The following is a 26169-nucleotide window of genomic DNA, read 5'->3' as shown; positions in this document are numbered from 1 at the left end:
GTGGTCCATCAGATCGACCCTTCGTTCGTCGCGCTGCCGTTGCGGGCGCTCGCCGACGCGGCGCTCGCCCGGGCGCGCGCGCTGGGTGCCGAGCACGCGGACTTCCGCCTGGAGCGGGTGCGCAGCGCCTCGTGGCGGCTGCGCGACGCCAAACCGTCCGGGTCCTCGGACACCACGGACCTGGGCTACGCGGTGCGGGTGGTGCACGGCGGGGCCTGGGGCTTCGCGTCCGGCGTCGACCTGACGATGGACGGGGCCGCGCGGGTCGCCTCGCAGGCGGTCGCCATGGCCAAGCTGTCGGCGAAGGTGATCGCGGCGGCCGGTTCGGACGAGCGCGTGGAGCTGGCCGGGGAGCCGGTGCACGCGGAGAAGACGTGGGTCTCCTCGTACGAGATCGACCCGTTCTCCGTCCCCGCCGAGGAGAAGAGCGCGCTGCTCGCCGACTGGAGCGCGCGGCTGCTCGGGGCGGAGGGCGTGGCGCACGTGGACGCCTCGCTGCTCACCGTCCACGAGAACAAGTTCTACGCGGACACGGCCGGCACCGTGACCACCCAGCAGCGCGTCCGGCTGCACCCGCAGCTCACGGCGGTCGCCGTGGACGAGACGACCGGCGAGTTCGACTCGATGCGGACGATCGCGCCGCCGGTCGGGCGGGGCTGGGAGTACCTGACGGGGACCGGCTGGGACTGGGACAAGGAGCTCGACGAGATCCCGGGGCTGCTCGCCGAGAAGATGCGGGCGCCGAGCGTGGAGGCGGGCCGGTACGACCTGGTCGTCGACCCGTCGAACCTGTGGCTGACGATCCACGAGTCCATCGGGCACGCCACCGAGCTGGACCGGGCGCTGGGCTACGAGGCGGCCTACGCGGGCACCTCCTTCGCCACCTTCGACCAGCTGGGCAAGCTGGCGTACGGTTCCTCGATCATGAACGTGACGGGTGACCGGACCGCCGAGCACGGTCTCGCCACGGTCGGCTTCGACGACGAGGGCGTCGAGGCGCAGAGCTGGGACCTGGTGAAGGACGGCACGCTCGTCGGCTACCAGCTGGACCGGCGGATCGCGAAGCTCACGGGCCTCGGCCGGTCGAACGGCTGCGCCTTCGCCGACTCCCCCGCGCACGTCCCGGTGCAGCGGATGGCGAACGTCTCGCTCCAGCCGGACCCGGGCGGTCTGTCGACGGAGGACCTGATCGGGGGCGTGGAGCGCGGCATCTACGTGGTCGGCGACCGGTCCTGGTCGATCGACATGCAGCGCTACAACTTCCAGTTCACCGGCCAGCGCTTCTTCCGCATCGAGAACGGCCGCCTCGCCGGACAGCTGCGGGACGTGGCGTACCAGGCGACGACCACCGACTTCTGGGGCTCGATGGAGCAGGTCGGCGGCCCGCAGACGTACGTCCTCGGCGGCGCCTTCAACTGCGGCAAGGCCCAGCCGGGCCAGGTCGCCGCCGTCTCGCACGGCTGCCCGTCCGCCCTCTTCCGGGGCGTCAACATCCTGAACACGACGCAGGAGGCCGGTCGATGAACGCCCGCCACGACCTTTGCCGGGGGTCCGGGGGTCGACCCCCGGGTAAGCACAGTCTGAACACGACGCAGGAGGCCGGTCGATGAGCCGCGTCAGCAAGCCGTACGAGATCGTCGAGCGGGCCCTTGAGCTGTCCCGCGCGGACGGGTGTGTCGTCATCGCCGACGAGGAGTCCTCGGCCAATCTGCGCTGGGCCGGGAACGCGCTCACCACGAACGGGGTGACCCGGGGCCGGACGCTCACCGTGATCGCGACCGTCGACGGCGCCCAGGGCACCGCCTCCGGTGTCGTCTCGCGGTCCGCCGTGACCGTCGACGACCTGGAGCCCCTGGTCCGGGCCGCCGAGGCCGCCGCGCGCGCCGCCGGGCCCGCCGAGGACGCCCAGCCGCTGGTGGAGGGCGTGCCCGCCTCGCCCGACTTCGCGGACGCCCCGGCGGAGACCTCCTCCGCCGTCTTCACCGACTTCGCCCCGGCGCTCGGCGAGGCCTTCGCACGCGCGCGTGCCGGCGGACGTGAGCTCTACGGCTTCGCCCACCACGAGCTGACCTCCACCTACCTGGGCACGTCCACGGGGCTGCGGCTGCGCCACGACCAGCCCAACGGGACCCTGGAGCTCAACGCCAAGTCCCCGGACCGCTCGCGCTCCGCCTGGGCCGGGCGCTCGACCCGGGACTTCAAGGACGTCGACCCGGCCGCGCTCGACGCCGAGCTGGCGACCCGCCTCGGCTGGGCGGAGCGGCGGATCGAGCTGCCCGCCGGCCGGTACGAGACGCTGCTGCCGCCGACCGCCGTGGCCGACCTGATGATCTACCAGCTGTGGTCCTCGGCGGCCCGGGACGCGATGGAGGGCCGTACGGTCTTCTCCAAGCCCGGCGGCGGCACCCGGCTCGGCGAGACGCTCTCCCCGCTGCCGCTGACGCTGCGCAGCGACCCGAACGAGCCGGGCCTGGAGTCCTCGCCGTTCGTGATCGCGCACTCCTCCGGCGACGACTCCTCCGTCTTCGACAACGGTCTGCCGGTCGGGCCGGTCGACTGGGTGAAGGCCGGCGCCCTGGCGCACCTGATCACCACCCGGCACACGGCGGGGCTTACTCGCTTGCCCGTGGCGCCGGGAGCGGGGAACCTGATCCTGGACGGCGGCGGCGAGCGCTCCCTGGAGGAGATGGTGGCCTCCACCGAGCGGGGCCTGCTGCTGACCTGCCTCTGGTACATCCGCGAGGTCGACCCGGCGACGCTGCTGCTGACCGGGCTGACCCGGGACGGCGTCTACCTCGTCGAGAACGGCGAGGTGGTCGGCGAGGTGAACAACTTCCGGTTCAACGAGTCGCCGGTGGACCTGCTGTCGCGGGCCACGGAGGCGGGCCGTACGGAGAAGACGCTGCCGCGCGAGTGGAGCGACTGGTTCACCCGGGCCGCGATGCCCGCCCTGCGGATCCCCGATTTCAACATGAGCTCGGTCAGCAAGGGGGTCTGACCCGCCTAGACTGAGACCACCATTTCCCATGAGCATCACAAGGAGACTGACGATCGTGACGGACATCGTCGATGAGCTGAAGTGGCGCGGGCTGTTCGCCCAGTCCACCGATGAGGACGCACTGCGCAAGGCTCTCGCGGACGGTCCCGTCACGTTCTATTGCGGTTTCGACCCGACCGCGGCCAGTCTCCACGTCGGCCACCTGGTCCAGGTCCTCACCGTCCGCCGGCTCCAGCAGGCCGGGCACCGGCCGCTGGCGCTGGTCGGCGGGGCCACCGGGCAGATCGGCGACCCGCGTCCGACGGCCGAGCGCACCCTGAACGACCCCGAGACGGTCGCGAACTGGGTGACCCGGCTGCGCTCGCAGATCGAGCCCTTCCTCTCCTTCGAGGGGGAGAACGCGGCGGTCATGGTGAACAACCTGGACTGGACCGCCGGGATGTCGGCGATCGAGTTCCTGCGGGACATCGGCAAGCACTTCCGGGTCAACAAGATGCTGACCAAGGACTCCGTCGCCCGGCGTCTGGAGTCCGAGCAGGGCATCAGCTACACCGAGTTCAGCTACCAGCTGCTCCAGGGCATGGACTTCCTGGAGCTGTACCGCCGCTACGGCTGCACGCTCCAGCAGGGCGGCTCGGACCAGTGGGGCAACCTGGTGGCCGGCCTCGACCTGATCCACCGCCTGGAGCCGGGCGCGCAGGCGCACGCGCTCGCGACCCCGCTGATGGTGAAGGCGGACGGCACCAAGTTCGGCAAGACCGAGGGCGGGGCCGTCTGGCTGGACCCGGAGATGACCACGCCGTACGCGTTCTACCAGTTCTGGCTGAACGTGGACGACCGGGACATCTCGACGTACATGCGGATCCTGTCCTTCAAGTCCCGCGAGGAGCTGGAGGAGCTGGAGGAGCAGACCGCCGAGCGGCCGCAGGCGCGTGCCGCCCAGCGGGCGCTCGCCGAGGAGCTCACCACCCTGGTGCACGGCACCGAGCAGTGCGCGGCCGTCATCAACGCCTCCAAGGCGCTGTTCGGGCAGGGCGACCTGGCCGGGCTGGACGAGCCGACGCTCGCCGCCGCGCTGTCCGAGCTGCCGCACGCGCGCGTGACCGAGCTCGGCCAGGTCGTGGACCTGTTCGCCGAGGTCGGCCTCGTGGCGAGCAAGTCGGCGGCGCGGCGCACGGTGAAGGAGGGCGGGGCCTACGTGAACAACGCGAAGGTGACCGCCGAGGACGCCGAGGTGTCGGCGGAGGAGCTGCTGCACGGCCGGTGGCTGGTGCTGCGGCGCGGCAAGAAGAACCTGGCGGCGATCGAGTTCGCCGGCTGACGGGATCATGGAAGAGGCCCGGTACGCGCGCGGTGCGCGTACCGGGCCTCTCGCCGTTCTCAGGCGCGCTGTCTTCTGTTGCCCCTGATCGAGGCCCACAGCATGTCGCCCACGCCGACAACGGCGACGGCGCCGATCAGCTGGAGCAGGTGCCGGGTCCAGTCGATGCCCTTGGTGTCATTGACTCCGATCCAGGTCGCGACCGCGTTTCCGAGCACGCTGCCGAGAATCCCGAACACGGTCGTCAGCCAGAGCGGGATCTGCTGCTTCCCGGGCAGGATCGCCTTCGCGATCAGACCGAGGACGAATCCCACGATGATCGCCCACAACCAACTCATCATCGCCTCCTAGTGCGCATGTGGGCCCAGTCTCGGCCCATCGGCCATACGGCGCATGTCGGACACCGCCGTACGTGCCCCGGTCTCGTCGGCCCCGCGGGGCGGGCGTACGGTGGAGAGAGGACCGGACCGGGGAGGGTCCGGCACGACCGGTGGGTGGTGAGCGGCGATGCCGAAGCATGGCGGGACCGAGGTCTTCCGGATCACGGGGGCCCGGCAGGGGCTCGCCGACGACGTACGGGGGCGACAGCGTCGCTATGTCATCTCGATGACGGTGCGGACGCTCTCCGTGATCGCCGCGACGGTGCTGTGGAACGTGGAACGGCATGTGGCCTTCGTGGCGCTGGCCCTGGGCCTCCTGCTCCCCTACATCGCCGTGGTGATCGCCAACGCGGGACGCGAGAGGGCTCCGTCCCTTCCCTCCACCTTCGTCCCCCCTCCGGTGCGCCCCGCGCTCGACGCCCCGAACCTCAAGAAAACCTCAGATCAATCATGACGATCCGGTGCACCGCACCCCATGTGCCGTGACATACTGCCTACGCGCTCCGCATCCCCCGTCGGAGCGACGGACCGATGCCGGGCAGCTCCCCCCGTGGCTGCCCGGCATCGCTGTTGCTGGACAATGATCGGGTGATCAATGGTCCAGTGAGCGAAGAGAAGCCGATCTGTTCCGCCAAGGGGTGCCGCGCCGACGCCGTCTGGGTCCTCGCGTGGAACAACCCCAAGCTGCACGCGCCCGAGCGCCGCAAGACCTGGCTCGCGTGCGAGGAGCACCGCGAGCACCTCTCCCAGTTCCTGGGTGTACGGGGCTTCCTGAAGGACGTCGTGCCGCTGAGCGAGTGGGAGTCCGGGGACCCGGACTCCTAGGGCCCGCCCGGCGGATCAGGGCCTGGGCGTCAGCCGCCGATCGCCGACATCGGGCGCTCGGGCTGGAGGAAGCTCGGGTCGTCGAGGCCCGAGCCCGCCTTCTTGCCCCACATGGCCTTCTTCCAGATCTCCGCGACCGTCTCGTCCGGGGCGTCCGAGCGGAGCGCGGCCCGCAGGTCCGTCTCCTCGGTCGCGAAGAGACAGGTGCGCACCTGGCCGTCGGCGGTGAGGCGGGTGCGGTCGCAGGCCCGGCAGAACGGGCGGGTGACGGAGGCGATGACGCCGACCGTGTGCGGTCCGCCGTCGACCACCCAGCGCTCGGCGGGGGCCGAGCCGCGCTCCTCGGAGCCCTCGGGCGTGAGGGTGAAGCGGGTGCGCAGCGACTCCAGGATGTCCCCGGCGGTGATCATGCCGTCGCGCTTCCAGCCGTGCTGGGCGTCCAGGGGCATCTGCTCGATGAAGCGGAGCTCGTACCCCTCCTGGACCGCCCAGGCCAGCAGGTCGGGGGCCTCGTCGGCGTTGAGCCCGGGCATCAGGACGGCGTTGACCTTGACCGGGGTGAGGCCGGCCTCGCGGGCGGCGGCCATGCCGTCGAGGACGTCCTGGTGGCGGTCGCGCCGGGTGAGGGTCTTGAAGACGTCGGGGCGCAGGGTGTCGAGGGAGACGTTGACCCGGTCGAGGCCGGCCGCCTTGAGGGCGGCGGCGGTGCGCTTGAGCCCGATGCCGTTGGTGGTCAGGGACATCCGGGGGCGGGGCTCCAGGGCGGCGCAGCGCTCGACGATCCCGACGAGGCCGGGACGGAGCAGCGGCTCGCCGCCGGTGAAGCGGACCTCGGTGACGCCGAGGTCGGTGACCGCGATGCGGATCAGCCGGACGATCTCGTCGTCGGTGAGCAGGTCCGGCTTGGCGAGCCACTGGAGGCCCTCTTCCGGCATGCAGTACGTGCAGCGCAGATTGCACCGGTCAGTGAGCGAGACGCGCAGGTCAGTGGCCACACGGCCGTAGGTGTCGATGAGCACTGTGGGCCCCCTCCCCGTATTCCGGATGCGTGTTCTTCGAGCCTACGCGAGCGCACGGACAACGAGCAGGGCAGATTGTCACGAGGACCGACGCGGCCGCGTCGTAGAACTCTACGACGCGGCCGTCGGACGGTCGCGGAACGTATACGGTTCAGTGCGCTCCGACTCCGGTGAGGGACTTGACCTCCAGTTCCGCGTACTTGCCCTTGTCCGGCTCCTCCTTGGAGAGGATCGAGCCGAGCCAGCCGAGCAGGAAGCCGAGCGGGATGGAGACGAGGCCGGGGTTCTCCAGCGGGAACCAGTAGAAGTCCACCGTCTTGAACATCGACGTGGGCTTGCCGGAGACGACCGGCGAGAAGATCACGAGGACGACGGCGGAGATGAGACCGCCGTAGATCGACCACAGGGCGCCCTGGGTGGTGAACCGCTTCCAGAAGAGCGAGTAGAGGATCGTCGGCAGGTTGGCCGAGGCGGCGACCGCGAAGGCGAGGGCGACCAGGCCGGCGACGTTGAGGTCGCGGGCGAGGGCGCCGAGCGCGATGGAGACGACGCCGATGAGGACGGTCGCCCAGCGGGCGGCCCGCACCTCCTCCTGCTCGGTGGCCTTCCCGCGCCGGATGACGTTGGCGTAGATGTCGTGCGCGAAGGACGAGGAGGAGGCCAGGGTCAGGCCGGCGACGACGGCGAGGATGGTCGCGAAGGCGACGGCGGAGATGACGGCGAGGAGGATCGCGCCGCCGGTGGAGTCGGGGCCGCCGCCGATCTCCAGGGCGGCGAGCGGGGCCGCCGTGTTGCCGGCCTTGTTGGAGGCGACGATGTCGCTGTTCTTGAGGAGGGCGGCGGCGCCGAAGCCGAGGACGATCGTCATCAGGTAGAAGGCGCCGATGATGCCGATGGCCCAGTTGACGGACTTACGGGCGGCCTTGGCGGTCGGCACCGTGTAGAAGCGGATCAGGATGTGGGGCAGGCCGGCCGTGCCGAGGACGAGCGCGATGCCGAGCGAGAGGAAGTCCAGCTTGGAGATGGCGGTGGCGCCGTACTTGAGGCCGGGCTCCAGGAAGGCGTCGCCCTTGCCGCTGTTGGTGGCGGCCGCGCCGAGCAGCTCCGAGATGTTGAAGTGGAACTTGAGGAGGATGAGGAAGGTGATCAGCAGGGTGCCGACGATGAGCAGGACGGCCTTGACCATCTGCACCCAGGTGGTGCCCTTCATGCCGCCGATCGTCACGTACACGATCATCAGGAGGCCGACCAGGGCGACGATCGCGACCTTGCCGCCGTCGCTGGTGATGCCGAGCAGGAGCGAGACGAGGACGCCCGCGCCCGCCATCTGGGCGAGCAGGTAGAAGATCGAGACGACGATGGTCGAGGTGCCGGCGGCGGTGCGGACGGGCCTCTGGCGCATCCGGTAGGCGAGGACGTCGCCCATGGTGAACCGGCCGGAGTTGCGCAGGGGTTCGGCGACCAGGAGCAGGGCGACGAGCCAGGCGACGAGGAAGCCGATCGAGTAGAGGAAACCGTCGTAGCCGAAGAGGGCGATGGCTCCGGCGATGCCGAGGAAGGACGCGGCGGACATGTAGTCGCCGGAGATCGCGAGGCCGTTCTGGAAGCCGGTGAACTGGCGTCCGCCGGCGTAGAAGTCGGCGGCGCTGCGGGTCTGGCGGCCGGCCCAGACGGTGATGACGAGGGTGGCGACGACGAAGGCGCCGAACAGGGCGATGATCAGGGGCCGGTGCTCGGTGGTGGCGTTGCCCGCCGCGAGCAGGACGGGGGTGCTCATGCGTCGCCCTCCATACGGTGCTTGATGGCCTCGGCCCGGGGGTCGAGGCGGTTCGCCGCGTGTCGGGAGTAGAGCCAGGCGATGAGGAACGTGGTGGCGAACTGGCCGAGGCCGAGGACGAGCGCCACGTTGACGTTGCCGAACAGCTTGGTCCCCATGAAGTCGCCCGCGTAGTTGGAGAGCAGCACGTACAGCAGGTACCAGGCGATGAAGGCCAGGGTGAGGGGGAAGGCGAAGGAGCGGTACGTCCGGCGCAGTTCGCCGAACTCCGCGCCTTCCTGCACCTCGATGAACTGCTCCGTCGTGGGCGACGCGGGATCGTGGACGGTCTCCGTGCCGTTTCTGGGCGGCGGTGCTTCGGTAGCCACGGAATCTCCTCGTGACGCGGGGGCGGGCGGCATGGTCAAGGGGGCCTCACCGGGGTGCGGAAAGCGGGGCTCCGAGCGGAGCCCCTCCCCTGACCAACGGCACGGAGCCGGAAGCGAAGCGGTTCACCCGCGGGATTTTCTTGAACAGATCTTCATGAAGTCTTCTCAACTCATTGAAGCTTCGGGAAGATCAGCGATAGCTTCACTCGTCATGCACCTGTCCACGCGCAAACCCGCGCGCGGACAGTACATACGGATGATGTGGAGAACCCATGGCTCATCTGGGATCGAGGCGCGGCCGAGCTCTTGCTCTGCCGGTTGGTCTCGCGCTCACGGCCTCGCTCGGCTTCCTCGCCCCCGGCGCCGCCTCCGCCGCGGAACTGAGCGACGCTCCGGCCACCGTGGCCGTGAACGGCCCGAAGCTCTCGTACGTCGTCAACATCGAGGGCGGTCGCTGGACCGGCGCCTCGGTGAAGAAGGCGATCGCCGCCGCGGGCGGCGAGGTGGTCATCTCGTACGACCAGATAGGCGTCATCGTCGTCCACTCGCAGAACCCCGAGTTCGCGAAGACGATCCGTCAGGCGCCCGGCGTGGTGTCGGCCGGCGCGACCCGGACCGCCCCGCTCTCCGTCCAGTCCGACGACTCCGTCGACGAGGGCGCGCAGACCCTGTCCCCGGCCGAGGCCAAGGCCGCCGCGGCCGCCGCCACGGACGGTCAGGACCCGCTCGAGCCCCTGCAGTGGGACCTCCCGGCGATCAAGGCCGACAAGGCCCACCAGAAGACGCTCGGCAGCAGCAAGGTCACCGTCGGCATCATCGACACGGGCGTCGACGACACCCACCCGGACCTGGCGCCGAACTTCGACGCCGCCGCGTCCGCCAACTGCGTGTCCGGCAAGCCGAACACCACCCCCGGCTCGTGGCGTCCGATGAAGGGCGAGAGCGACCACGGCACGCACGTCGCGGGCACCATCGGCGCCGCCAAGAACGGCATCGGCATCACCGGTGTCGCGCCGGGCGTCAAGCTCGCCGGCATCAAGGTGTCCACCCCGGACGGCTTCTTCTACACCGAGGCCGTGGTCTGCGGCTTCGTGTGGGCGGCCGAGCACGGCGTCGACGTCACGAACAACAGCTACTACACCGACCCGTGGATGTTCGCCTGCAAGAACGACGAGGACCAGAAGGCCCTCATCGAGGCGGTCACCCGCGCCACCCGCTACGCGGAGAAGAAGGGCACGGTCAACGTCGCCGCGGCCGGCAACTCCAAGTTCGACCTGGCGGCCGACAAGATCACCGACACGAGCAGCCCGAACGACACCACGGCGGTCACCCGGGACATCGACCCGAAGGAGTGCTTCGACTACCCGGCCATGCTGCCGGGCGTCGTGACGGTCTCCGCGACCGGCGCCAAGGACCTCAAGGCGTCCTACTCCAACTACGGTCTCGGCGTGATCGACGTCGCCGCCCCCGGCGGTGACCGCACCGAGTACCAGACGCCGGACGCCCCGGCGGTCAACGGCCGCATCCTGTCGACCACGGTCGACGGCGGCTACAACTACAAGGCCGGCACGTCGATGGCCTCGCCGCACGCGGCGGGTGTCCTGGCGCTCCTCAAGTCGACGCACCCCCACGCGAGCCCGGCGGCGCTGAAGGCGCTGCTGTACGCGCAGGCCGACGACCGCGCCTGCACCAACCCGTACGACATCGAGGGCGACGGCAAGATCGACGCCGTCTGCGAGGGCGGCGTGAACAAGAACGGCTTCTACGGAGCCGGTCTGATCGACGCGCTGGACGCCGTGAAGTAAGCGGTACCCGTGCGGGAGGGCCCCGGTGTGGCGCGCCACACCGGGGCCCTCTCCGTATCCGCAGGGTGGCACTGAGTGCCACACTGTGGTCATGGACGACACGGTGCGTGCGGGTACGGAGTTGTTGTGGTCGGCCCTGGGCGGCGATCCCGCCCTCGTCGACCGCGTGGAGTACGGCGGGGTCTCCGGGCTGCTGCCCGCGCGGCTGCCCGTGATGGACCTGGCGCGCGCGGCGGTCGCGGCCTGCTCGCTCGCCGCGGTGGAGCACGCCGGGCTCCCCGGGCCGGTACGGGTCGACGACGGGGCCGTCGCCACCGCCTTCGTGAGCGAGCGTCACCTGCGGGTCGACGGGCGGGCGCCGGTGAACTTCGCGCCGCTGTCACGGTTCTGGCGGGCGGCCGACGGCTGGGTCCGTACGCACGCCAACTACCCGCATCACAAGGCGGCTCTGCTGGCGGCCCTGGGTGTGCCGGACTCCGGCTCGGGCTCCGGCTCCGTGGAGGCCGTCGCGGCGGCGATCGGCGAGCGGAAGGCCGTCGAGGCCGAGACGGCGGTGTACGCGGCCGGGGGCCTGGCCGTCGCCCTGCGCACGCCCGAGGAGTGGGCGGCGAGCGAGCAGGGCCGGGAGGTGGCGGCGCGGCCGCTGCTGACCCGGGAGCGGCTCGACGAGGCCGCGCCCCGGCGGCACACCGGCCCGCTGCGGGTCCTCGACCTCACCCGGGTGATCGCCGGGCCCGTCGCGACCCGGACGCTGGCGCTGCTCGGCGCGGACGTGCTGCGGATCGACCCGCCGGGCAACCCCGAACTGCCGGACCAGCACGCGGACACGGGCGTCGGCAAGCGGACGGCCGCGCTCGACCTGGACCGGCCGTCGGACCGGCGCACCTTCGACGAGCTCCTCGACGCGGCCGACGTCCTGGTGACCGGCTACCGGCCGGGCGCGCTCGACCGGTTCGACCTGGAGCGGCCGGGCCTGGTGACCGCCCGTCTCTCCGCCTGGGGCGACTACGGGCCGTGGGGCGGGCGGCGCGGCTTCGACTCCCTGGTGCAGGTGGCGACGGGGATCGCCGCCGTGGAGGGGTCGGCGGAGGAGCCGGGCGCACTGCCGGCGCAGGCGCTGGACCACGGCACGGGGTATCTGCTCGCGGCGGCGGTGCTGCGGTCGCTGACCGAGCAGGCCCGGGACGGGGGGACGCGGCTCGTCCGCCTGGCCCTCGCGCAGACGGGGCACTGGCTGACGGGTTCGCTGCCGCGGTACTCGCCGGAGCGGTATCTCGCGGAGTCGGAGGGGCCGCTGGGGCGGCTGCGGTACGCGCTGTCGCCGGTCGCGTACGAGGGCGGGCCCACGGGGTGGTCCCGGCCGCCGGGGGTCGCGGGGGCGGATGCGGCGGAGTGGCTCGGGGGCTGAGGGGCCCTGGGCCCCGGCCCCGATACGGCTCCACGCCGTCGGCCCGGCGGGGCGGGGAGCCGGCACGACGAGAGCCGGCACGGGGCCGTACGGGGCCGTACGGGGCGAGGTGAGCCGAGACGGTGCCGGCACAACAAGGGTGTGCCCACCCGTTCCGCCCCGGCGGAACGCATGCCCACACGGTGGGCGCGGGAGGCAGCAGCCCACACGGCGGGCACACGCCGGACGGGAGCCGGCACGGGGCCGTACGGGCGCGGGCCGGGACGGACGCCCGGCACGGGGGTGTGTCCGCCCTCCCCCGGACTCCGTCCGGGGCCCCACGTTCTGCGGAACGAGATTGCCCACACGGTGGTCGGCGGCGAGCCGGAGCCCCCGTACAGGTAGCGGCGGGCCGCCTCCCGTGCCACGCAGAAGGCGGCATGGGAGGCGGCGGCGCTTGCGGGCTACGGCTTGACCAGGACCTTCAGGGCCGTGCGGTCGTCCATCGCCTTGTAGCCGGCCGGGACGCCGTCCAGGCCGACCGTCAGGTCGAAGACCGGGGAGGGGTCGATGGTGCCGGCCAGGACGTCCGGGAGGAGCTCCGGGATGTACGCGCGGACCGGGGCGACGCCGCCGCGCAGCGCGATGTTGCGGTCGAACATGACGGACAGGTCGAGGCCGGTGCCACTGCCGTGCGGGACGCCGACGTAGCCGATGGAGCCGCCGTCGCGGGCGATCGCGACGGCCGTGCGCATGGACTGCTCGGTGCCCACGGCCTCGATGACGCCGTGGGCGCCCTGGCCGCCGGTGAGCTCGCGGACGGCGGCCTCGGCGGCCTCGCCGCGCTCGGCGACGACGTCGGTGGCGCCGAAGGCGCGGGCGATGTCGGTGCGGGCGGTGTGACGGCCGAGCGCGATGATCCGCTCGGCGCCGAGCCGCTTGGCGGCGAGGACGCCGCAGAGGCCGACGGCCCCGTCGCCGACGACGGCGACCGTGGAGCCCTTCGTGACCCCCGCGCCGAGAGCCGCGTGGTGGCCCGTGCCCAGGACGTCGGAGAGGGCGAGCAGCGCGGTCAGGAGGTGGTCGTCGGAGGCGGCTTCGGCGGGGAGCTTGACGAGGGTGCCGTCGGCGAAGGGGACGCGGACGGCCTCGCCCTGGCCGCCGTCGGAGCCGACCGAGCCCCAGAATCCGCCGCGCGGGCAGGAGGTCTGGAGGCCCTCGGCGCAGTACTCGCAGGTGCCGTCGGACCAGACGAAGGGGGCGACGACGAGGTCGCCGACGGCGAAGCCGGTGACGTCGGAGCCGGCCGCCTCGACGATGCCGAGGAACTCGTGGCCGATGCGCTGGCCGGGCTGTCGGGCGGACTCGCCGCGGTAGGCCCACAGGTCGCTGCCGCAGATGCAGGCGCGCAGGACCCGCAGGACGACGTCCGTGGCCTCCTGCACCACCGGGTCGGGCACGTCCTCCACGCGCATGTCGAAGGGGGCGTGGATGGTGGTGGCGCGCATGGGGGGTGGTCCTTGCTGTCAGACGGTTGTACGACGTTCACCGTACATCGCGCGGAGCGCTCCCGCCGTCAGCAGGTACTGCGCCGCGATATAGGTCAGCATGACCCAGAAGTCGGGCGCCGGCAGCTGGGGCCATTCGGCGACGCCGGTGGCGATGAGGGTGTCGGACAGCAGGAACAGGGCGCCGCCGAGGCCGGCGAGGAGCCCGAGGGCGCTGGAGCGGTAGGCCATCGCGGTGAGCAGCAGCGAGTAGCCGGCGACGGGGATCCTCAGTTCGGCGGGGAGGTCGGGCCAGAGGAGCACGACGGTGCCGACGAGCGCGGCCGCGTACAGGGCGCCGAGCACCGGGGACGTACGCCTCCGTCCGAAGAGGACCAGGTAGCAGACGTGTCCGGCGGCGAAGGAGCCCATGCCGACGAGGAAGGCCCAGTCGGCGTCGGAGAGCAGGAAGACGTCGCCGCCCCAGCCGAGGAGGAGCGCGGCGGTGAGCAGGCGCGGGGCGCCGAGGGTGACGGCGTACGCGGCGAGCAGGGGCATCAGGAGCGGTTTGGCGATCTGGTGGCCGAGGTCGGCGCCGGCGAGCAGGGAGACCAGGTCGACGGCGGCCGCGAGCCCGAAGGCGGCGAGGAGCGCGCGGGAGGCGGCGGTCGGGACGGCGCGGGCGGCCGCGGGGGCGGTGCTCACGCGGCGGCCTCGGGCGCGGTGCCGGCCTGCGGGGCGGGCAGGGCGTCCGGTGCGGGGCCCGTCGCCGTGGGGTTCGGGCCGGTGGCCGGGGCCGGCTGCCAGCCCGGGCCGCGGAAGACCCGGCCGGCGCGCTCGCGCCAGTCGTGCGCGGCGCGCAGGTCGCGGGCGATGGCGGCGTACTCGTGGGTGGCGACGCGCAGCGGGTTGTAGGTCGCGATGTTCTTGGTGAGGCCGTAGACGGGCCGCTCGGTCTCGCCGACCCAGGAGCCGAACATCCGGTCCCAGACGATGAGGATGCCGCCGAAGTTCCGGTCCAGGTAGCCGCCCTGGGAGGCGTGGTGGACGCGGTGGTGCGAGGGGGTGTTGAGGACGTACTCGAAGGGGCGGGGCAGCTTGTCGATGCGCTCGGTGTGGATCCAGAACTGGTAGACGAGGTTGACCGAGTAGCAGAAGGCGACGGCCGCCGGGTGGACGCCGAGGGCGATCATCGGCAGGTAGAACGGCCAGCCCGTCACGCTGGTCCACGGCTGTCGCAGGGCGGTGGTGAGGTTGAACTTCCGGCTGCTGTGGTGGACGACGTGGCAGGCCCAGAGGATGCGGATGACGTGGTGTCCGCGGTGCTGCCAGTAGTAGAGGAAGTCCTGCGCGAGCAGCATGAGCGGGATCGTCCACCAGAGGACGGGGACGCGGAGCGGGGTCAGCTCGTAGACGGCGGTGTAGATCGCGACCACGGGGATCTTCCACAGCGCGTCGAAGGCGAGGCTTCCCAGGCCCATGCCGAGGCTGGTGGCGGCGTCCTTCGTCTCGTACCCGGCGGCGTCCTCGTCGGGGTGGATCCGGTGGCTGACCATCTCGAGGACGGTGAGCAGGACGAACGCCGGTATGGACCAGAGCACGACATCGGGCAGGTTCGGCATGGCGTCGACGGTAGAGGCGGGTGGCGGGGGACGGCTAGACGTGGTTACCAACAAGTATGCGAGACGACTTGTCAGCAAGCTTTGGCACCTTCCGACAAGCGGCTCAGACCCCCGCCGCTCCCAGCAGGGACCCGGCCCCGTAGGTGACCGCCATCGCGAGGGCGCCGCCCGCCACGTTGCGCAGGATCGCGGGGCCCGTGGGGGCGTCGCCGAGGCGGGCGCTCCACCAGCCGGTGAGGACGAGGGCCGCGAGGACGGAGAGGACCGTGATCCAGAGGCGGGCGGAGGCCGGCGGGAGGACGATCGCGAGGAGCGGGAGCAGGGCGCCGACGGTGAAGGCGAGGAAGCTGGCGCCGGCCGCGTGCCAGGGGTTGGTGAGGTCGTCGGGGTCGATGCCGAGCTCCACGCGCGCGTGGGCGCGCAGGGCGTCGCGCTCGGTGAGCTGTTCGGCGGCCTCGCGGGCCACCTCCGGGGAGAGGCCCCGGGCGGCGAGCATGCCGGTCAGTTCGGCGAGTTCGACCTCCGGCTGTTCGCGCAGTTCGCGCTTCTCCTGGGCGAGCGCGGCCCGTTCGGAGTCGCGCTGGCTGGAGACCGAGACGTACTCCCCCGCCGCCATCGACATGGAACCGGCGAGCAGCCCCGAGAGGCCGGCCGTGAGCAGGGCGGCCCGGGACTCGGTGGCGCCGGCGACGCCGACGACGAGGCCGGCCGTGGAGACGACGCCGTCGTTGGCTCCGAGCACGGCCGCCCGGAGCCAGTTGAGACGGGAGCCCAGGCCACCGCCGTGGGTCTCGTCGTGCGCGGGAGGTTCGGTCACGTCAGGAGGGTCGCACCCGGCGGCTCACCAGACGCGGACCGACCCGCCCGGGGCGAAGGCCGGGCTGGTGGCGCCCGCGGGGACCTCCTCAAGGGGCCGGGCGATCTCCTCGACGGTCGGGCCGTGGACGGCGGCGAGGCGGTCGAGGAGGGCGAGGTCGAAGCCGTAGACGCGGGCCGCGTTCCCGCCGACCATGGCGGCGACCTCCTCCCGGGGCAGTCCCGCGTAGGCGATGCGGAGGCCTTCGCGGGAGTACGGGGCGGTGCCCTCGTCGTGCGGGTAGTCGCTGCCCCACATGATCTTGTCGAGGCCGATCCGGTCGCGCAGCGGCACCTCGTGGGGGCGCATGAAGCTCGCGCCGACGAAGCAGTTGTCCCGCCAGACCTCGCCGGGGCCCTTGCCCATGGACTCCGCGAGGCCGGCGCCGAACTTGGACTCGGCGGTGGCGGCCTTCGTCGCCGCCGACACCAGGCGCCGGTGGTAGTAGTCCAGCATGTCGAGCACGCCGGGGATCCAGCCCGAACCCTGCTCGGTCAGGACCAGCTTGAGCCCCGGGTGGCGCCGGAAGGCGCCGCCGAAGATCAGGTGCCACAGGGCCCGGTGGGAGAACCAGGTGGTCTCCACCATGAACACCGCGCGGGCGGCCGGTTCGTCGCCCAGCGGTGGCGAGGCGGAGCCGCCGTGGTGGTTGACCGGGACGTCGAGCTCGGCGCAGACGGCCCAGATCGGGTCGTACGCCTCGGAGTACAGCTCGGGGACGGGCGAGCCCGGCGGGACGCCCGGCAGGAGGATGCCCCCGGTCAGCCCCGCCTCGCGGGTGCGGCGGATCTCCGCGACCGCCGCGTCCACGTCGTTGAGGAGGATCTGTGCCACGCCCGCCCTGCGTCCCGGGGCGTCCGCGCAGAAGTCGGCCAGCCAGCGGTTGTGCGCCTGGAGCCCGGCCCAGCGCCGCTCGTACTCGGCGCGGGTGGGCGGCTGGGCCATCAGGGAGGCCTTGGGGAAGAACGGCGGGATCGTGTTCGGGAAGACGACCTCGGCGACGATTCCGTCCGCCTCCAGCTCCCGCAGCCGGCGCCCGGAGTTCCAGTTGCGGTCGGCGGTGTCGGCGAGGAGGTCCTCGTACGGGTTGACGTAGGTCGCCGCCCAGGCGTCGAAGTCGTCGTGGTGCCGCTTCTCCAGGTACGGCTTGTAGTCCAGGAGGTCGGCGCCCGCGTGGCAGTCGGCGGAGACGACGGTGTAGCGGTCGGTCACGGGTTCACCCCCAGGACCGGGAACTCGTGGTCGGTGAGCCAGTGCCTGCCGACCTCGCGCGAGCGGGCCCAGGAGGCTTCGACGGCGGCCTGGTCGGCGGGCTGGCCGAGGTCGGCGGGGGTGGGGCCGATCCGACGGGCTATCGGATCCAGTAGGTGGACATCGAATCCGAAAACCTCCGCGGCGGCGAGACCGAGCATCCGCCGCGTCTCCTCGACCGGGATGTCGTGGAACGTCTTCCGCAGCCACGCGCGCGTGTCCGGCCACGTCCCCTCCGGGTGCGGGAAGTCCGAGCCCCACAGGATGTTGTCGACGCCGATCTCGTACCGCTGCGCGAGCTCGCGCCGCTTGGTGTTGGTGGCGCAGACGAAGACCTGCCGGTCCAGGTACTCGCTCGGCGGCCGCTTCAGCTCCGCGAACGGGGACAGTTTCTTGCCGCCGTGCGCGCCCAGGTAGAGCCGGTCCATGAACCAGAGCAGGTTCGGCAGCCACCAGCAGCCGGACTCGGCGACCCCGAACCGCAGGCCGGGGTGGCGCTCGAAGACGCCCGACCAGAGCAGGAACCACAGCGGCCTGGCGGGCCACCAGGTGACCTCGGAGACGTAGATCCCGAGGTGGTTCCCGTACTCCTCGCGCGGCGCCGCCCCGGAGTGGGTGACGACCGGCATGCCGGTCTCGGCGGCCGCCGCCCACACCGGGTCGTAACACCGGTCGTGGTACGGGGCCTTGTCCACCCACATGGAGGGGATCATGAGCGCGCCGAGCCCGGACTCCTTGGCGCGGTGGATCTCGGCGACGACCTCGCGGACGTCGGCGGTGACGGGAAGGAGGGCGACCCCGCAGTGCCGGGCCGGATTCGAGGAGACGAAGTCGGCGAGCCAGCGGTTGTGCGCCCGCGCACCCGCCATGCCGAGCTCCGGGTCCTGGTCGCCGGAGAGCCCGAGGCCGACGCCGAAGGGCGCGGCGGTCCGGCTGTCCACGGCGTCCGCGTCGGGGAAGACGACCTCGGCGGCCACCCCGTCGCCGTCGAGCTCCTTGACGCGCCGGGCGGGGTCCCAGCCGCCGCGCAGGCCTTCCTCGTTGTCGCTGAACCACTTGTCCGCGAAGGCCTCGTTGCGCACCCCGAGCCGGGTCATGGCCTCACGGCGGGCATCGCGCCCCGCCAGGAAGTCGTCGAAGTCCCGGTGGAAGCGGGGGTCGAGATAGGGCCGGTACTCCTCGGTGGGCAGCCCGGCGTGACAGTCGGAGGAGATGATCAGATACGGGTCCTCATGGCGCTCGTTGCTCATGGCGAAGCCCCTCAGTCGAGGATGAAACTCTCCAGGTACGACGGGTTGGCGCGGTCGAGCATGGACTGCGAGCGCGCCTTGATCTGGCGGTCGCTGTGCTCGCTGGCCGGCAGCATCCAGAAGCGGTCGGCGCGGATGCCGTCGACGACGTGCTCGGCGACCTCCTCCACCGGCGTGAAGGCCACCTCGTGCCCGGCCTCCTTCATCGCCGCCTCCCACTGGTCGAGGCTGCGGTACGGGGACCGGCGCGGCCGCTGCTTGGCGTACCGCTCGGGCCGGTTGCGGTGCGACTCCCACAGTCCGGTGCGGAGCATGTGCGGACCCGGGAAGAGCACGGAGGCGCCCACGCGCGCGTGCTCGGCGCGCAGATGGGCGTAGAGCGACTCGGTCATGGTGACGACGGCCGCCTTGGTGACCGCGTACACGGAGGCGGTGGGCAGCGGGGCGATGCCGCCGTCGCCCGAGGAGGTGTTCACCACGTGGCCGGGTTCGCCGCCCGCGAGCATGCGCGGGACGAAGGCCTGGATGCCGTGGAAGACGCCCCAGACGTTGACGGAGAAGGCCCACTTCCAGTCGTTGGGTTCGTGCTCCCACATGCGGCCCTCGGCGCCGGAACCGACGCCCGCGTTGTTGCAGAGGACGTGGACGGCCCCGAAGGTGTCGTACGCGGCGTCGGCGAACGCCCGCACCTCGTCGGGGTCCGAGACGTCGACCGTCCGGGCGAGGACCTGCGCCCCGCTCTCCATCAGCTCGTCGGCGGCCTCCGCGAGCGCTCCCCGCTCGACGTCCCCGAGGACGACGGCGAGGCCCTCGGCGGCGAAGCGGCGGGCCATCGCGAGCCCGATGCCGCTCGCCGCGCCCGTGACGACGGCGACCTGCCCCTCACGCAGCTCCATCAGGCACTTCCTTCCGGGGGGCCGTCGAGGATCTGGAGCGGGTCGTCGTACCGCTGGTGGACGAAGGGCAGCAGGTCACGGGCGGAGACCCGCTCGGCGACCGTGCCCTTCTGGTCGGTGGTCTTCTCGCCGATCGTGATCTCGACGAGCCGGCGCACGGGGAGGTCGGCGACCGGGTCGTACATGGACTCGCGCAGGACCACGTCGCCCGTGATCCGCTCCAGCTTCCGCACCTTCTCGTTCCGGACGCAGTGGACGAGGACGGGGTCGGCGTCGAAGCCGGTCCCCTCCACGCCCGGCAGGAACTTGAAGTAGAAGTCGGTCTTCTCGACGGGTTCCGGCAGCGGCAGCGGGCCGGAGACCGCTCCGCGCACCTCCACGAAGGCGATGCCGTGCCGGGCGAGGGCGGCGCGCACGACGAGCCCGTCCCGCTCGACGGTGACCTCGCCCAGCTTCTTCGGCTCGCCGAACACCTCGCGCCCGCCGATCAGGGCCCGCTCGTGGGTCATCGGCATGACCAGCGGATACCAGCCCTCCCGGTCGCCGTGGGCGGCGGCGACGGCCACCGATCCGGCGCCGAGCGGGTAGCCGGGCAGGTCGACCTTGCTGATGTTGACGCGCACGAGGGGGCGCGCGGTGGGTTTCAGCGGGGGCGGCAGGACCGCCGCCACGACGTCCGGATCGGTCTCCCAGACGGCGACCACGCCGGTGGACCAGATGTCGGGGAGCCTGGCGGACCGCTCGCGGGCCGCCGCCGCCTCCGCGTCGCCGCGAGCCCCGTACCGTACTCGTGCCATGACGTACCGCCCTTCGGGAAGTGTCGGCCTGTAACACAGTTACACCGACCGCCCCGCAGGGTAAAGAGGGCTGCACGCAGAGGAGTTGGGGGAACCGATGGCACGCTCCGCGCTGACCCGCGACGAGGTCCTGGACACGGCGGCCGCCCTGGTGAGGGAGCACGGCCCGGACGCGCTGACGATGCGTCGGCTCGCCTCCGAGCTCGGCACCGCGGTCACCTCGATCTACTGGCACGTCGGCAACCGCGAGTCGCTCCTCGACGCCCTCGTCGCCCGCACCGTCGCCGACCTCGGCACGATCCGTCCCCGGGGCGCGACCCCGGCCGAGCGGATCGTCTCGGTCGCCCGCGCACTGCGCCGCGCCCTGCGCGAACACCCGCACCTGGTGGCGATGGTCCACGAACGCGGTCTGACGGAACGCATGTTCCTGCCGGCCCAACGCGCCCTGGTCCACGAGGCCCACGCGGCGGGGCTGCGCGGCGTCCGCGCGGCCGCCCTGGTCCACGCGGTCCAGTTCCAGGTCGTCGGCCACGTCCTCGTGGAGCGCAACCGCGAACGCGCCCCCGCCCAGCCGCCGGCCGAGACGGAGCTCTGGGCCACGGAGCCGACCGGCCTCACCACCCCCGACCCGGAGCTCGCCCGCGCCCTCGCCGCGCCGATCGACACGGAGGCCGTGTTCCTGGTGGCGGTGCGCGCGCTGGTGGCGGGGCTGCTGCGCTGAGGAGACCGAACCTCCGCACCCCCGCCCCTCCCTCTCCCCCTCCGCGCAGCGCGGGACGCGCCCAGGCCGGCCGCACCACCCTGGGGGACCCGGCGGTCCGGCACGCGGCGGCCCGCACCGGCACGGCGACCGTGCTCCGGTGCGGCCGGGAGGCCGCGGGCGAGGTGTGGGCGTACCGGCGCGGCGCCGGCGAGCCCGCCCCGCGCTTCGCGGACCGGATCCGGACGGGCGGGGCGCCGGACGGGCGGCGCACGACGGAGGACGGGCCGGCGGCCGCCGCCGAGGCCGCGACGGGCCGGCACGTCCTCCTCGCGCTGCTCGACGGCGGACGTGGCCCCGACGGGGGCGACGGGGGCGACGGGGGCGACGGGGGCGACGGGCACGGTCCACCGGCTGCTGCCGGGCCCCGGGGACGGCTGCGGTCTCGACGCGGCGGCGGCCGGCGACCTGGTCGCCGCGCTCGGCCGAGCGACCCGGCACCGGCCGGATTCCCCGCGCCGGGCCGCCGGGAAGGCCGCGCCGCGCGCGCCGTCCGCGCTCCCGCACGCGAGGGGGACGGTGGCGGATCCCGGCCGGGAGGGTGGCGGATCACCGCCACGGAATCCGGAACCGGGGACCCGACTGTCCGTGGAGGCCCGTATTCTCAATGACCGTGCTTGACGACCGTACGACAGCAGCGATGTGGCCGACCGCCTACCCGCAGGGGTACGCGGTCGTCGACGTGGAGACCACCGGCCTCGCCCGCGACGACCGGATAGTGTCGGCTGCCGTCTACCGGCTGGACGCCCAGGGGAACGTCGAGGACCACTGGTACACCCTGGTCAACCCCGAGCGGGACCCCGGCCCCGTCTGGATCCACGGGCTGACCAGCGACGTCCTGGAGGGCGCGCCGCTCTTCCCGGAGATCGCGGCGGAGTTCGCCGCGCGGCTCGACGGGCGGGTGCTCGTCGCGCACAACGCGATGTTCGACTGGCAGATGATCGCCCGGGAGTACGCGCGCGCGAAGTCCGCCGCGCCGGTGCGCCAGCGGCTGTGCACGATCGCGCTCGCCAAGGAGCTGTCGCTGCCGCTGCCCAACCACAAGCTGGAGTCGCTCGCGGCGCACTTCGGCGTCGTGCAGCAGCGCGCGCACAACGCGCTCGACGACGCGCGGGTGCTCGCCGAGGCGTTCCGGCCGAGCCTGCACGCGGCGGCCGAGCGGAACGTACGGCTGCCGCTGCTCGAGTGCCGGCCGCTCACCGAGTGGGCCTCGACGCCGACGCAGCCCCGGACGGGCCACCCGTCCTCCTACCGGGCGGGCAGCTGGCGGCCCTCGCGGAAGCGTCCGTCGTGCCCGTACCCCAACCCCGGACGTTACGAGTCGGACAAACCACTCAAGCAGGGCATGCGGGTGGCGTTCTCCGGCGACACCTCCATCGACCGCGAGCTCCTGGAGGACCGCACCGTCGAGGCCGGTCTCCACGTCGCCACCAGCGTCTCCCGGCTGACCAGCCTCCTGGTCACCAACGACCCGGACTCCGCCACCTCCAAGACCCTCAAGGCCCGGTCGTTCGGCACCCCGGTCGTCGACGAGGCCGCCTACACCCAGCTGCTGCGGGACGTGACCCCGGCAGACGGGTGACGCCCCCGGCTCTGCGGGCGCGCCGCGCTGCGCGCGCCCGCCGGGCGCTCCACCCTGTGGCGCATGGCACGTTGTGAGGTCTGCGGAAACGATTACGGCATGTCCTTCGAAGTGCACGCGCAGGGCGCGGTGCACGTCTTCGACTGCTTCGCCTGCGCCATCCACCGCATGGCGCCCATCTGCGAGCACTGCCGGGTCCAGATCATCGGACAGGGCGTCGAGGTCGAGGGCAGCTGGTACTGCGGCGGCCACTGCGCCCGCGCGGAGGGAAAGGTGGGCATCGTCGACAGGGTGTGAGGAAACGATCCCGGGCGGCCGGGCGCCCCGCCCCGAACCCCCCGTGCGTACACCCCTCGGCCCCCGCTGTACGGTCGTGGGGTGTACCGCTTCCTGTTGTCCCGGCAGTGGGTGATCCTCACCCTCGGCGCCCTCGCCCTCATCCCCACGATGATCCAGCTGGGATTCTGGCAGTTCCACCGGCACGAGCACCGGGTCGCCCAGAACACCCTGATCGCGGACAACCTCAAGGCGAAGCCGCTCCCGGTCGAGGAGCTCACCTCCCCCGGTCACACCGTCCCGCGCGCCGACTACTGGCGGCGGGTCACCGCCACCGGCACCTTCGACACCGCCCACGAGGTGGTCGTCCGCCGCCGCACCTCCTCCGACGACCAGGTGGGCGTGCACGTCCTGACCCCGCTGGTCCTCCGCGACGGCCGGGTCGTCCTGGTCAACCGCGGCTGGGTCCCGGCCGCCGCCGACCAGCACTCCTACCCGCCGGTGCCGCCCGCCCCCAAGGGCGAGGTCACCGTCACGGGACGGCTCAAGGCGGACGAGACGACGGGCGCCAGCGGCATCAAGGACCTGAAGGGCCTGCCGGACCGCCAGGTCATGCTCATCAGCAGCCGGCAGCAGGCCGAGCTCATGGGCCGCGAGGTCCTCGGCGGCTATCTGGAGCTGACCGCGCCCGAGCCGCCCGGCGGCACCCCCGAGACGATCGCCGAGCCGGACCACGAGTCGATCGGTCCCCACATGGCGTACGCCGTGCAGTGGTGGCTCTTCGCCGCCGGGGTGCCCGTCGGCTGGGTGATCCTGGTGCGCCGGGAGAAGCGCGACCGGGAGGCCGGGGACGCCGCCGAGGCCCCCGGATCCCCGGATCGGGACATGGCGGAGGCGCAGGGCACTCCGTCCCGCTGATTGACCGTCGCCGCTTCCGGGAACAGGCCGAAGCGTGACGCAACGTATCGACGACTACGCCCTCATCGGGGATCTCCAGACCGCCGCGCTCGTCGGCCGCGACGGGTCGGTCGACTGGCTGTGTCTGCCCCGCTTCGACTCCGCCGCCTGCTTCGCCGCCATCCTCGGCGACGAGAACAACGGCCACTGGACCGTCGCGCCCAAGGGCGCCACGAGCTGCACCACCCGCCGCTACGCCGAGGACACCCTCGTCCTGGAGACCTACTGGGAGACCCGTACGGGCACCGTCAAGGTCGTCGACTTCATGCCGCAGCGGGACGCGTCCCCCGACCTGATGCGGATCGTGGAGGGCGTCAGCGGCAGCGTCGAGATGGCCTCCGTGCTGCGGCTCCGCTTCGACTACGGCTCGATCGTGCCCTGGATGCGCAGGGCCGACGGCCACCGGGTCGCGATCGCCGGGCCGGACTCGGTCTGGCTGCGCAGCGAGCCGCACGTGAAGACCTGGGGCCAGCAGTTCTCCACCCAGTCCTCCTTCACCGTCACCGCCGGCCAGAAGGTGGCCTTCGTCCTGACCTGGCACCCCTCGCACGAGCCGCGTCCGGCCCTCGTCGACCCCTTCGAGGCCCTGGAGCAGTGCCTCGCGGACTGGCGGAAGTGGACGGCCCGCTGCACCTACGAGGGCCCGTACCGGCCGTCGGTGCTGCGGTCCCTGATCACCCTCAAGGCGCTCACGTACGCCCCCACCGGCGGAATCATGGCCGCCCCCACCACCTCCCTGCCGGAGGACCTCGGCGGGGTGCGGAACTGGGACTACCGCGCCTGCTGGCTGCGCGACTCCTCCCTCACCCTCGGCGCGCTGCTCGCCGCCGGGTACGAGGAGGAGGCGGCCGCCTGGCGGGACTGGCTGCTCCGCTCGGTCGCGGGCGACCCCGCCGACCTGCAGATCATGTACGGGCCGGCCGGGGAGCGCCGGCTGCCGGAGACCAGCCTGCCGTGGCTGCGCGGCTACGCCGACTCGGCGCCGGTCCGGACCGGGAACGCGGCGGTGGACCAGTTCCAGCTGGACGTGTACGGCGAGGTCATGGACTCCCTCTACCGCGCGCGTGAGGCCGGGATCCCGGCGGAGCGGCACGCCTGGAACCTCCAGCTGAGCCTCCTCGGCTTCCTGGAGTCCACCTGGCGGGAGCCGGACGAGGGCCTGTGGGAGGTCCGGGGGCCGCGCCGCCACTTCACCCACTCGAAGGTGATGGCCTGGGTCGCCGCCGACCGGGCGGTCCGCACCCTGGAGGCCGACCCCACGCTGCCGGGGGACGCGGGGCGGTGGCGGGCGATGCGGGACGAGATCCACGCCCAGGTGTGCGCGCGGGCGTACGACCCCGTGCGGAACACCTTCACCCAGGCGTACGGCTCGTCCGAGCTGGACGCCGCCACCCTCCTCATCCCCCAGGTCGGCTTCCTGCCGCCGGACGATCCCCGGGTGGTGGGGACGGTGGACGCGGTACGGGAGGAGCTGATGCACGGCGGCTTCCTGCGCCGGTACAGCCCCGACTCGACTGCCCTGGACGGGCTCCCGGGGCAGGAGGGGACCTTCCTGGTCTGCTCGTTCTGGCTGGCGGACGCGCTGCGGCTGACCGGGCGCGCCGAGGAGGCCCGCCAGCTCTTCGAGCGGCTCCTCACCCTCACCAACGACGTGGGGCTCCTCGCGGAGGAGTACGACCCGGTGGCGGGACGGCAGCTGGGGAACTTCCCGCAGGCCTTCAGCCACATCGGACTGGTGGGGACGGCTCTCGCCCTGGCCGCCGAGGACGCGGCAGGATAGGGGCATGGATCTTGGACTGAAGGACCGTGTGTACGTGGTGACCGGTGCGACGCGGGGGCTCGGCCGGGCCTCGGCCGAGGCGCTGCTCGCCGAGGGCGCGAAGGTGCTGGTCACCGGGCGCGAGGAGAAGACGGTCGCCGACGCGGTGGCCGAGCTGGGCGAGGGGGCGGCCGGGATCGCCGCCGACAACACCGACCCGGGGACCCCGGCCCGGCTGATCGCCGAGGCGCGGGCCCGCTTCGGGGGCTTCGACGGCATCCTGATCAGCGTCGGCGGCCCGGCGCCCGGTTTCGCGGCGGACAACACCGACGAGGAGTGGGCGGCCGCCTTCGACACGGTCTTCCTGGGGGCGGTGCGGCTGGCCCGCGCGGCCGCCGAGACGCTCGGCGAGGGCGGGGTCATCGGCTTCGTCCTGTCCGGCTCCGTCCACGAGCCGATCCCCGGCCTCACCATCTCCAACGGGCTCCGCCCGGGACTGGCCGGCTTCGCCAAGTCCCTCGCCAACGACCTGGGCCCGCGCGGGATCCGGGTCGTCGGTCTGCTGCCGAGCCGCATCGACACGGACCGGGTCCGCTCCCTCGACGCGCTCTCCGGCGACGCGGACGCGGCCCGCGCGGCGAACGAGCTCACGATCCCGCTGCGGCGCTACGGCGCCCCGGAGGAGTTCGGACGCACGGCGGCCTTCGTGCTCTCGCCGGCCGCGTCGTACCTGACGGGGCTGATGCTGCCGGTGGACGGCGGGGCGCGCGCCGGATTCTGATCCCGGGGCGACGGT

Annotated in this window: 25 protein-coding genes; 13 read left to right on the top strand and 12 right to left on the bottom strand. The window is 72.6% G+C overall.

All coding sequences use genetic code 11. From position 1 onward, the window contains the following. The 3 genes from BLW86_RS29050 (at position 1) to tyrS (ending at position 4319) form a co-directional block, all read left to right on the top strand. Positions 1-1524 (top strand): TldD/PmbA family protein, encoded by a 1524-nt coding sequence (locus tag BLW86_RS29050; RefSeq protein ID WP_093876775.1) that lies wholly within the window; start codon positions 1-3, stop codon positions 1522-1524. 82 nt (positions 1525-1606) lie between these two features. Next, positions 1607-2998, top strand: a complete 1392-nt coding sequence (locus BLW86_RS29045; RefSeq protein ID WP_093876774.1) for a metallopeptidase TldD-related protein — start codon at positions 1607-1609, stop codon at positions 2996-2998. Positions 2999-3053: 55 nt separating this feature from the next. Further along, entirely contained in the window at positions 3054-4319 is a 1266-nt protein-coding gene (tyrS, locus tag BLW86_RS29040) for a tyrosine--tRNA ligase (RefSeq protein WP_093876773.1), read from the top strand. 59 nt (positions 4320-4378) lie between these two features. On the opposite strand, the gene BLW86_RS29035 is transcribed toward tyrS, so the two are convergent. Further along, positions 4379-4657, bottom strand: a complete 279-nt coding sequence (locus BLW86_RS29035; RefSeq protein WP_093878937.1) for a GlsB/YeaQ/YmgE family stress response membrane protein — start codon at positions 4655-4657, stop codon at positions 4379-4381. 169 nt (positions 4658-4826) lie between these two features. Between BLW86_RS29035 and BLW86_RS29030 the strand changes: the two genes are divergently transcribed. Further along, complete coding sequence (locus tag BLW86_RS29030; RefSeq protein ID WP_093876772.1) at positions 4827-5153, top strand: DUF3099 domain-containing protein; 327 nt, start codon at positions 4827-4829, stop codon at positions 5151-5153. 134 nt (positions 5154-5287) lie between these two features. Further along, positions 5288-5524 (top strand): hypothetical protein, encoded by a 237-nt coding sequence (locus BLW86_RS29025; protein ID WP_093876771.1) that lies wholly within the window; start codon positions 5288-5290, stop codon positions 5522-5524. Positions 5525-5553: 29 nt separating this feature from the next. Here the strand turns inward: BLW86_RS29025 and moaA are convergent, their stop codons facing one another. From moaA to BLW86_RS29010, 3 genes are all read right to left on the bottom strand, one after another. Then, positions 5554-6543, bottom strand: a complete 990-nt coding sequence (moaA, locus tag BLW86_RS29020) for a GTP 3',8-cyclase MoaA (RefSeq protein ID WP_093876770.1) — start codon at positions 6541-6543, stop codon at positions 5554-5556. 151 nt (positions 6544-6694) lie between these two features. Next, on the bottom strand, positions 6695-8320 hold the full coding sequence (locus BLW86_RS29015) for a solute symporter family protein (protein ID WP_093876769.1): 1626 nt from the start codon (positions 8318-8320) through the stop codon (positions 6695-6697). After that, entirely contained in the window at positions 8317-8688 is a 372-nt protein-coding gene (locus BLW86_RS29010) for a DUF485 domain-containing protein (RefSeq protein ID WP_093876768.1), read from the bottom strand. Before BLW86_RS29010 ends, BLW86_RS29015 begins: the two co-directional genes overlap by 4 nt. Positions 8689-8960: 272 nt before the next feature. On the opposite strand from BLW86_RS29010, the gene BLW86_RS29005 reads away from it, so the two are divergent. Beyond that, a complete protein-coding gene (locus BLW86_RS29005; RefSeq protein WP_093876767.1) occupies positions 8961-10493 on the top strand; it encodes a S8 family peptidase in 1533 nt (510 codons plus the stop codon). 91 nt (positions 10494-10584) lie between these two features. Beyond that, positions 10585-11901: a CoA transferase gene (locus BLW86_RS29000; protein WP_093878936.1), complete on the top strand. Its 1317-nt coding sequence runs from the start codon at positions 10585-10587 to the stop codon at positions 11899-11901. Positions 11902-12344: 443 nt separating this feature from the next. Here the strand turns inward: BLW86_RS29000 and BLW86_RS28995 are convergent, their stop codons facing one another. From BLW86_RS28995 to BLW86_RS28960, 8 genes are all read right to left on the bottom strand, one after another. Continuing rightward, positions 12345-13388 (bottom strand): zinc-dependent alcohol dehydrogenase family protein, encoded by a 1044-nt coding sequence (locus tag BLW86_RS28995; protein WP_093876766.1) that lies wholly within the window; start codon positions 13386-13388, stop codon positions 12345-12347. 18 nt (positions 13389-13406) lie between these two features. Continuing rightward, complete coding sequence (locus tag BLW86_RS28990) at positions 13407-14072, bottom strand: lysoplasmalogenase (RefSeq protein WP_093876765.1); 666 nt, start codon at positions 14070-14072, stop codon at positions 13407-13409. After that, the gene (locus BLW86_RS28985) at positions 14069-14989 is read right to left on the bottom strand and encodes a sterol desaturase family protein (RefSeq protein ID WP_093876764.1); all 921 of its coding nucleotides are present in this window, start codon (positions 14987-14989) and stop codon (positions 14069-14071) included. The genes BLW86_RS28990 and BLW86_RS28985 overlap by 4 nt, the downstream gene beginning before the upstream one ends. Before the next feature lie 103 nt (positions 14990-15092). Continuing rightward, the gene (locus tag BLW86_RS28980; protein WP_093876763.1) at positions 15093-15806 is read right to left on the bottom strand and encodes a VIT1/CCC1 transporter family protein; all 714 of its coding nucleotides are present in this window, start codon (positions 15804-15806) and stop codon (positions 15093-15095) included. A gap of 24 nt (positions 15807-15830) precedes the next feature. Beyond that, positions 15831-17057: an amidohydrolase family protein gene (locus tag BLW86_RS28975; protein ID WP_093876762.1), complete on the bottom strand. Its 1227-nt coding sequence runs from the start codon at positions 17055-17057 to the stop codon at positions 15831-15833. After that, entirely contained in the window at positions 17054-18346 is a 1293-nt protein-coding gene (locus BLW86_RS28970) for an amidohydrolase family protein (RefSeq protein ID WP_093876761.1), read from the bottom strand. Before BLW86_RS28970 ends, BLW86_RS28975 begins: the two co-directional genes overlap by 4 nt. An 11-nt stretch (positions 18347-18357) precedes the next feature. Continuing rightward, complete coding sequence (locus BLW86_RS28965) at positions 18358-19242, bottom strand: SDR family NAD(P)-dependent oxidoreductase (protein ID WP_093876760.1); 885 nt, start codon at positions 19240-19242, stop codon at positions 18358-18360. Continuing rightward, positions 19242-20039: an acetoacetate decarboxylase family protein gene (locus tag BLW86_RS28960; protein ID WP_093876759.1), complete on the bottom strand. Its 798-nt coding sequence runs from the start codon at positions 20037-20039 to the stop codon at positions 19242-19244. The genes BLW86_RS28965 and BLW86_RS28960 overlap by 1 nt, the downstream gene beginning before the upstream one ends. Before the next feature lie 97 nt (positions 20040-20136). Here BLW86_RS28960 and BLW86_RS28955 point away from each other — a divergent pair, with 97 nt between their 5' ends. The 6 genes from BLW86_RS28955 to BLW86_RS28930 all read left to right on the top strand — a co-directional run bounded on the left by BLW86_RS28955 (position 20137) and on the right by BLW86_RS28930 (position 26154). Continuing rightward, the gene (locus BLW86_RS28955) at positions 20137-20760 is read left to right on the top strand and encodes a TetR/AcrR family transcriptional regulator (protein ID WP_093876758.1); all 624 of its coding nucleotides are present in this window, start codon (positions 20137-20139) and stop codon (positions 20758-20760) included. Between the two features lie 646 nt (positions 20761-21406). Next, positions 21407-22381, top strand: coding sequence for a DEDDh family exonuclease (locus BLW86_RS28950; protein ID WP_093876757.1), 975 nt, complete (start codon positions 21407-21409; stop codon positions 22379-22381). Positions 22382-22444: 63 nt separating this feature from the next. Further along, complete coding sequence (locus BLW86_RS28945; RefSeq protein WP_030691654.1) at positions 22445-22678, top strand: hypothetical protein; 234 nt, start codon at positions 22445-22447, stop codon at positions 22676-22678. Between the two features lie 81 nt (positions 22679-22759). Then, the gene (locus tag BLW86_RS28940) at positions 22760-23575 is read left to right on the top strand and encodes an SURF1 family cytochrome oxidase biogenesis protein (RefSeq protein WP_093876756.1); all 816 of its coding nucleotides are present in this window, start codon (positions 22760-22762) and stop codon (positions 23573-23575) included. Positions 23576-23609: 34 nt separating this feature from the next. Then, the gene (locus BLW86_RS28935) at positions 23610-25394 is read left to right on the top strand and encodes a glycoside hydrolase family 15 protein (protein WP_093876755.1); all 1785 of its coding nucleotides are present in this window, start codon (positions 23610-23612) and stop codon (positions 25392-25394) included. Positions 25395-25398: 4 nt separating this feature from the next. Then, positions 25399-26154 (top strand): SDR family oxidoreductase, encoded by a 756-nt coding sequence (locus BLW86_RS28930; protein WP_093876754.1) that lies wholly within the window; start codon positions 25399-25401, stop codon positions 26152-26154. Positions 26155-26169: the final 15 nt, after the last annotated feature.

The sequence above is a fragment of the Streptomyces sp. TLI_105 genome, from assembly GCF_900105415.1.
Lineage (GTDB): Bacteria > Actinomycetota > Actinomycetes > Streptomycetales > Streptomycetaceae > Streptomyces.
This window is presented reverse-complemented; position numbering and strand designations above follow the sequence as displayed.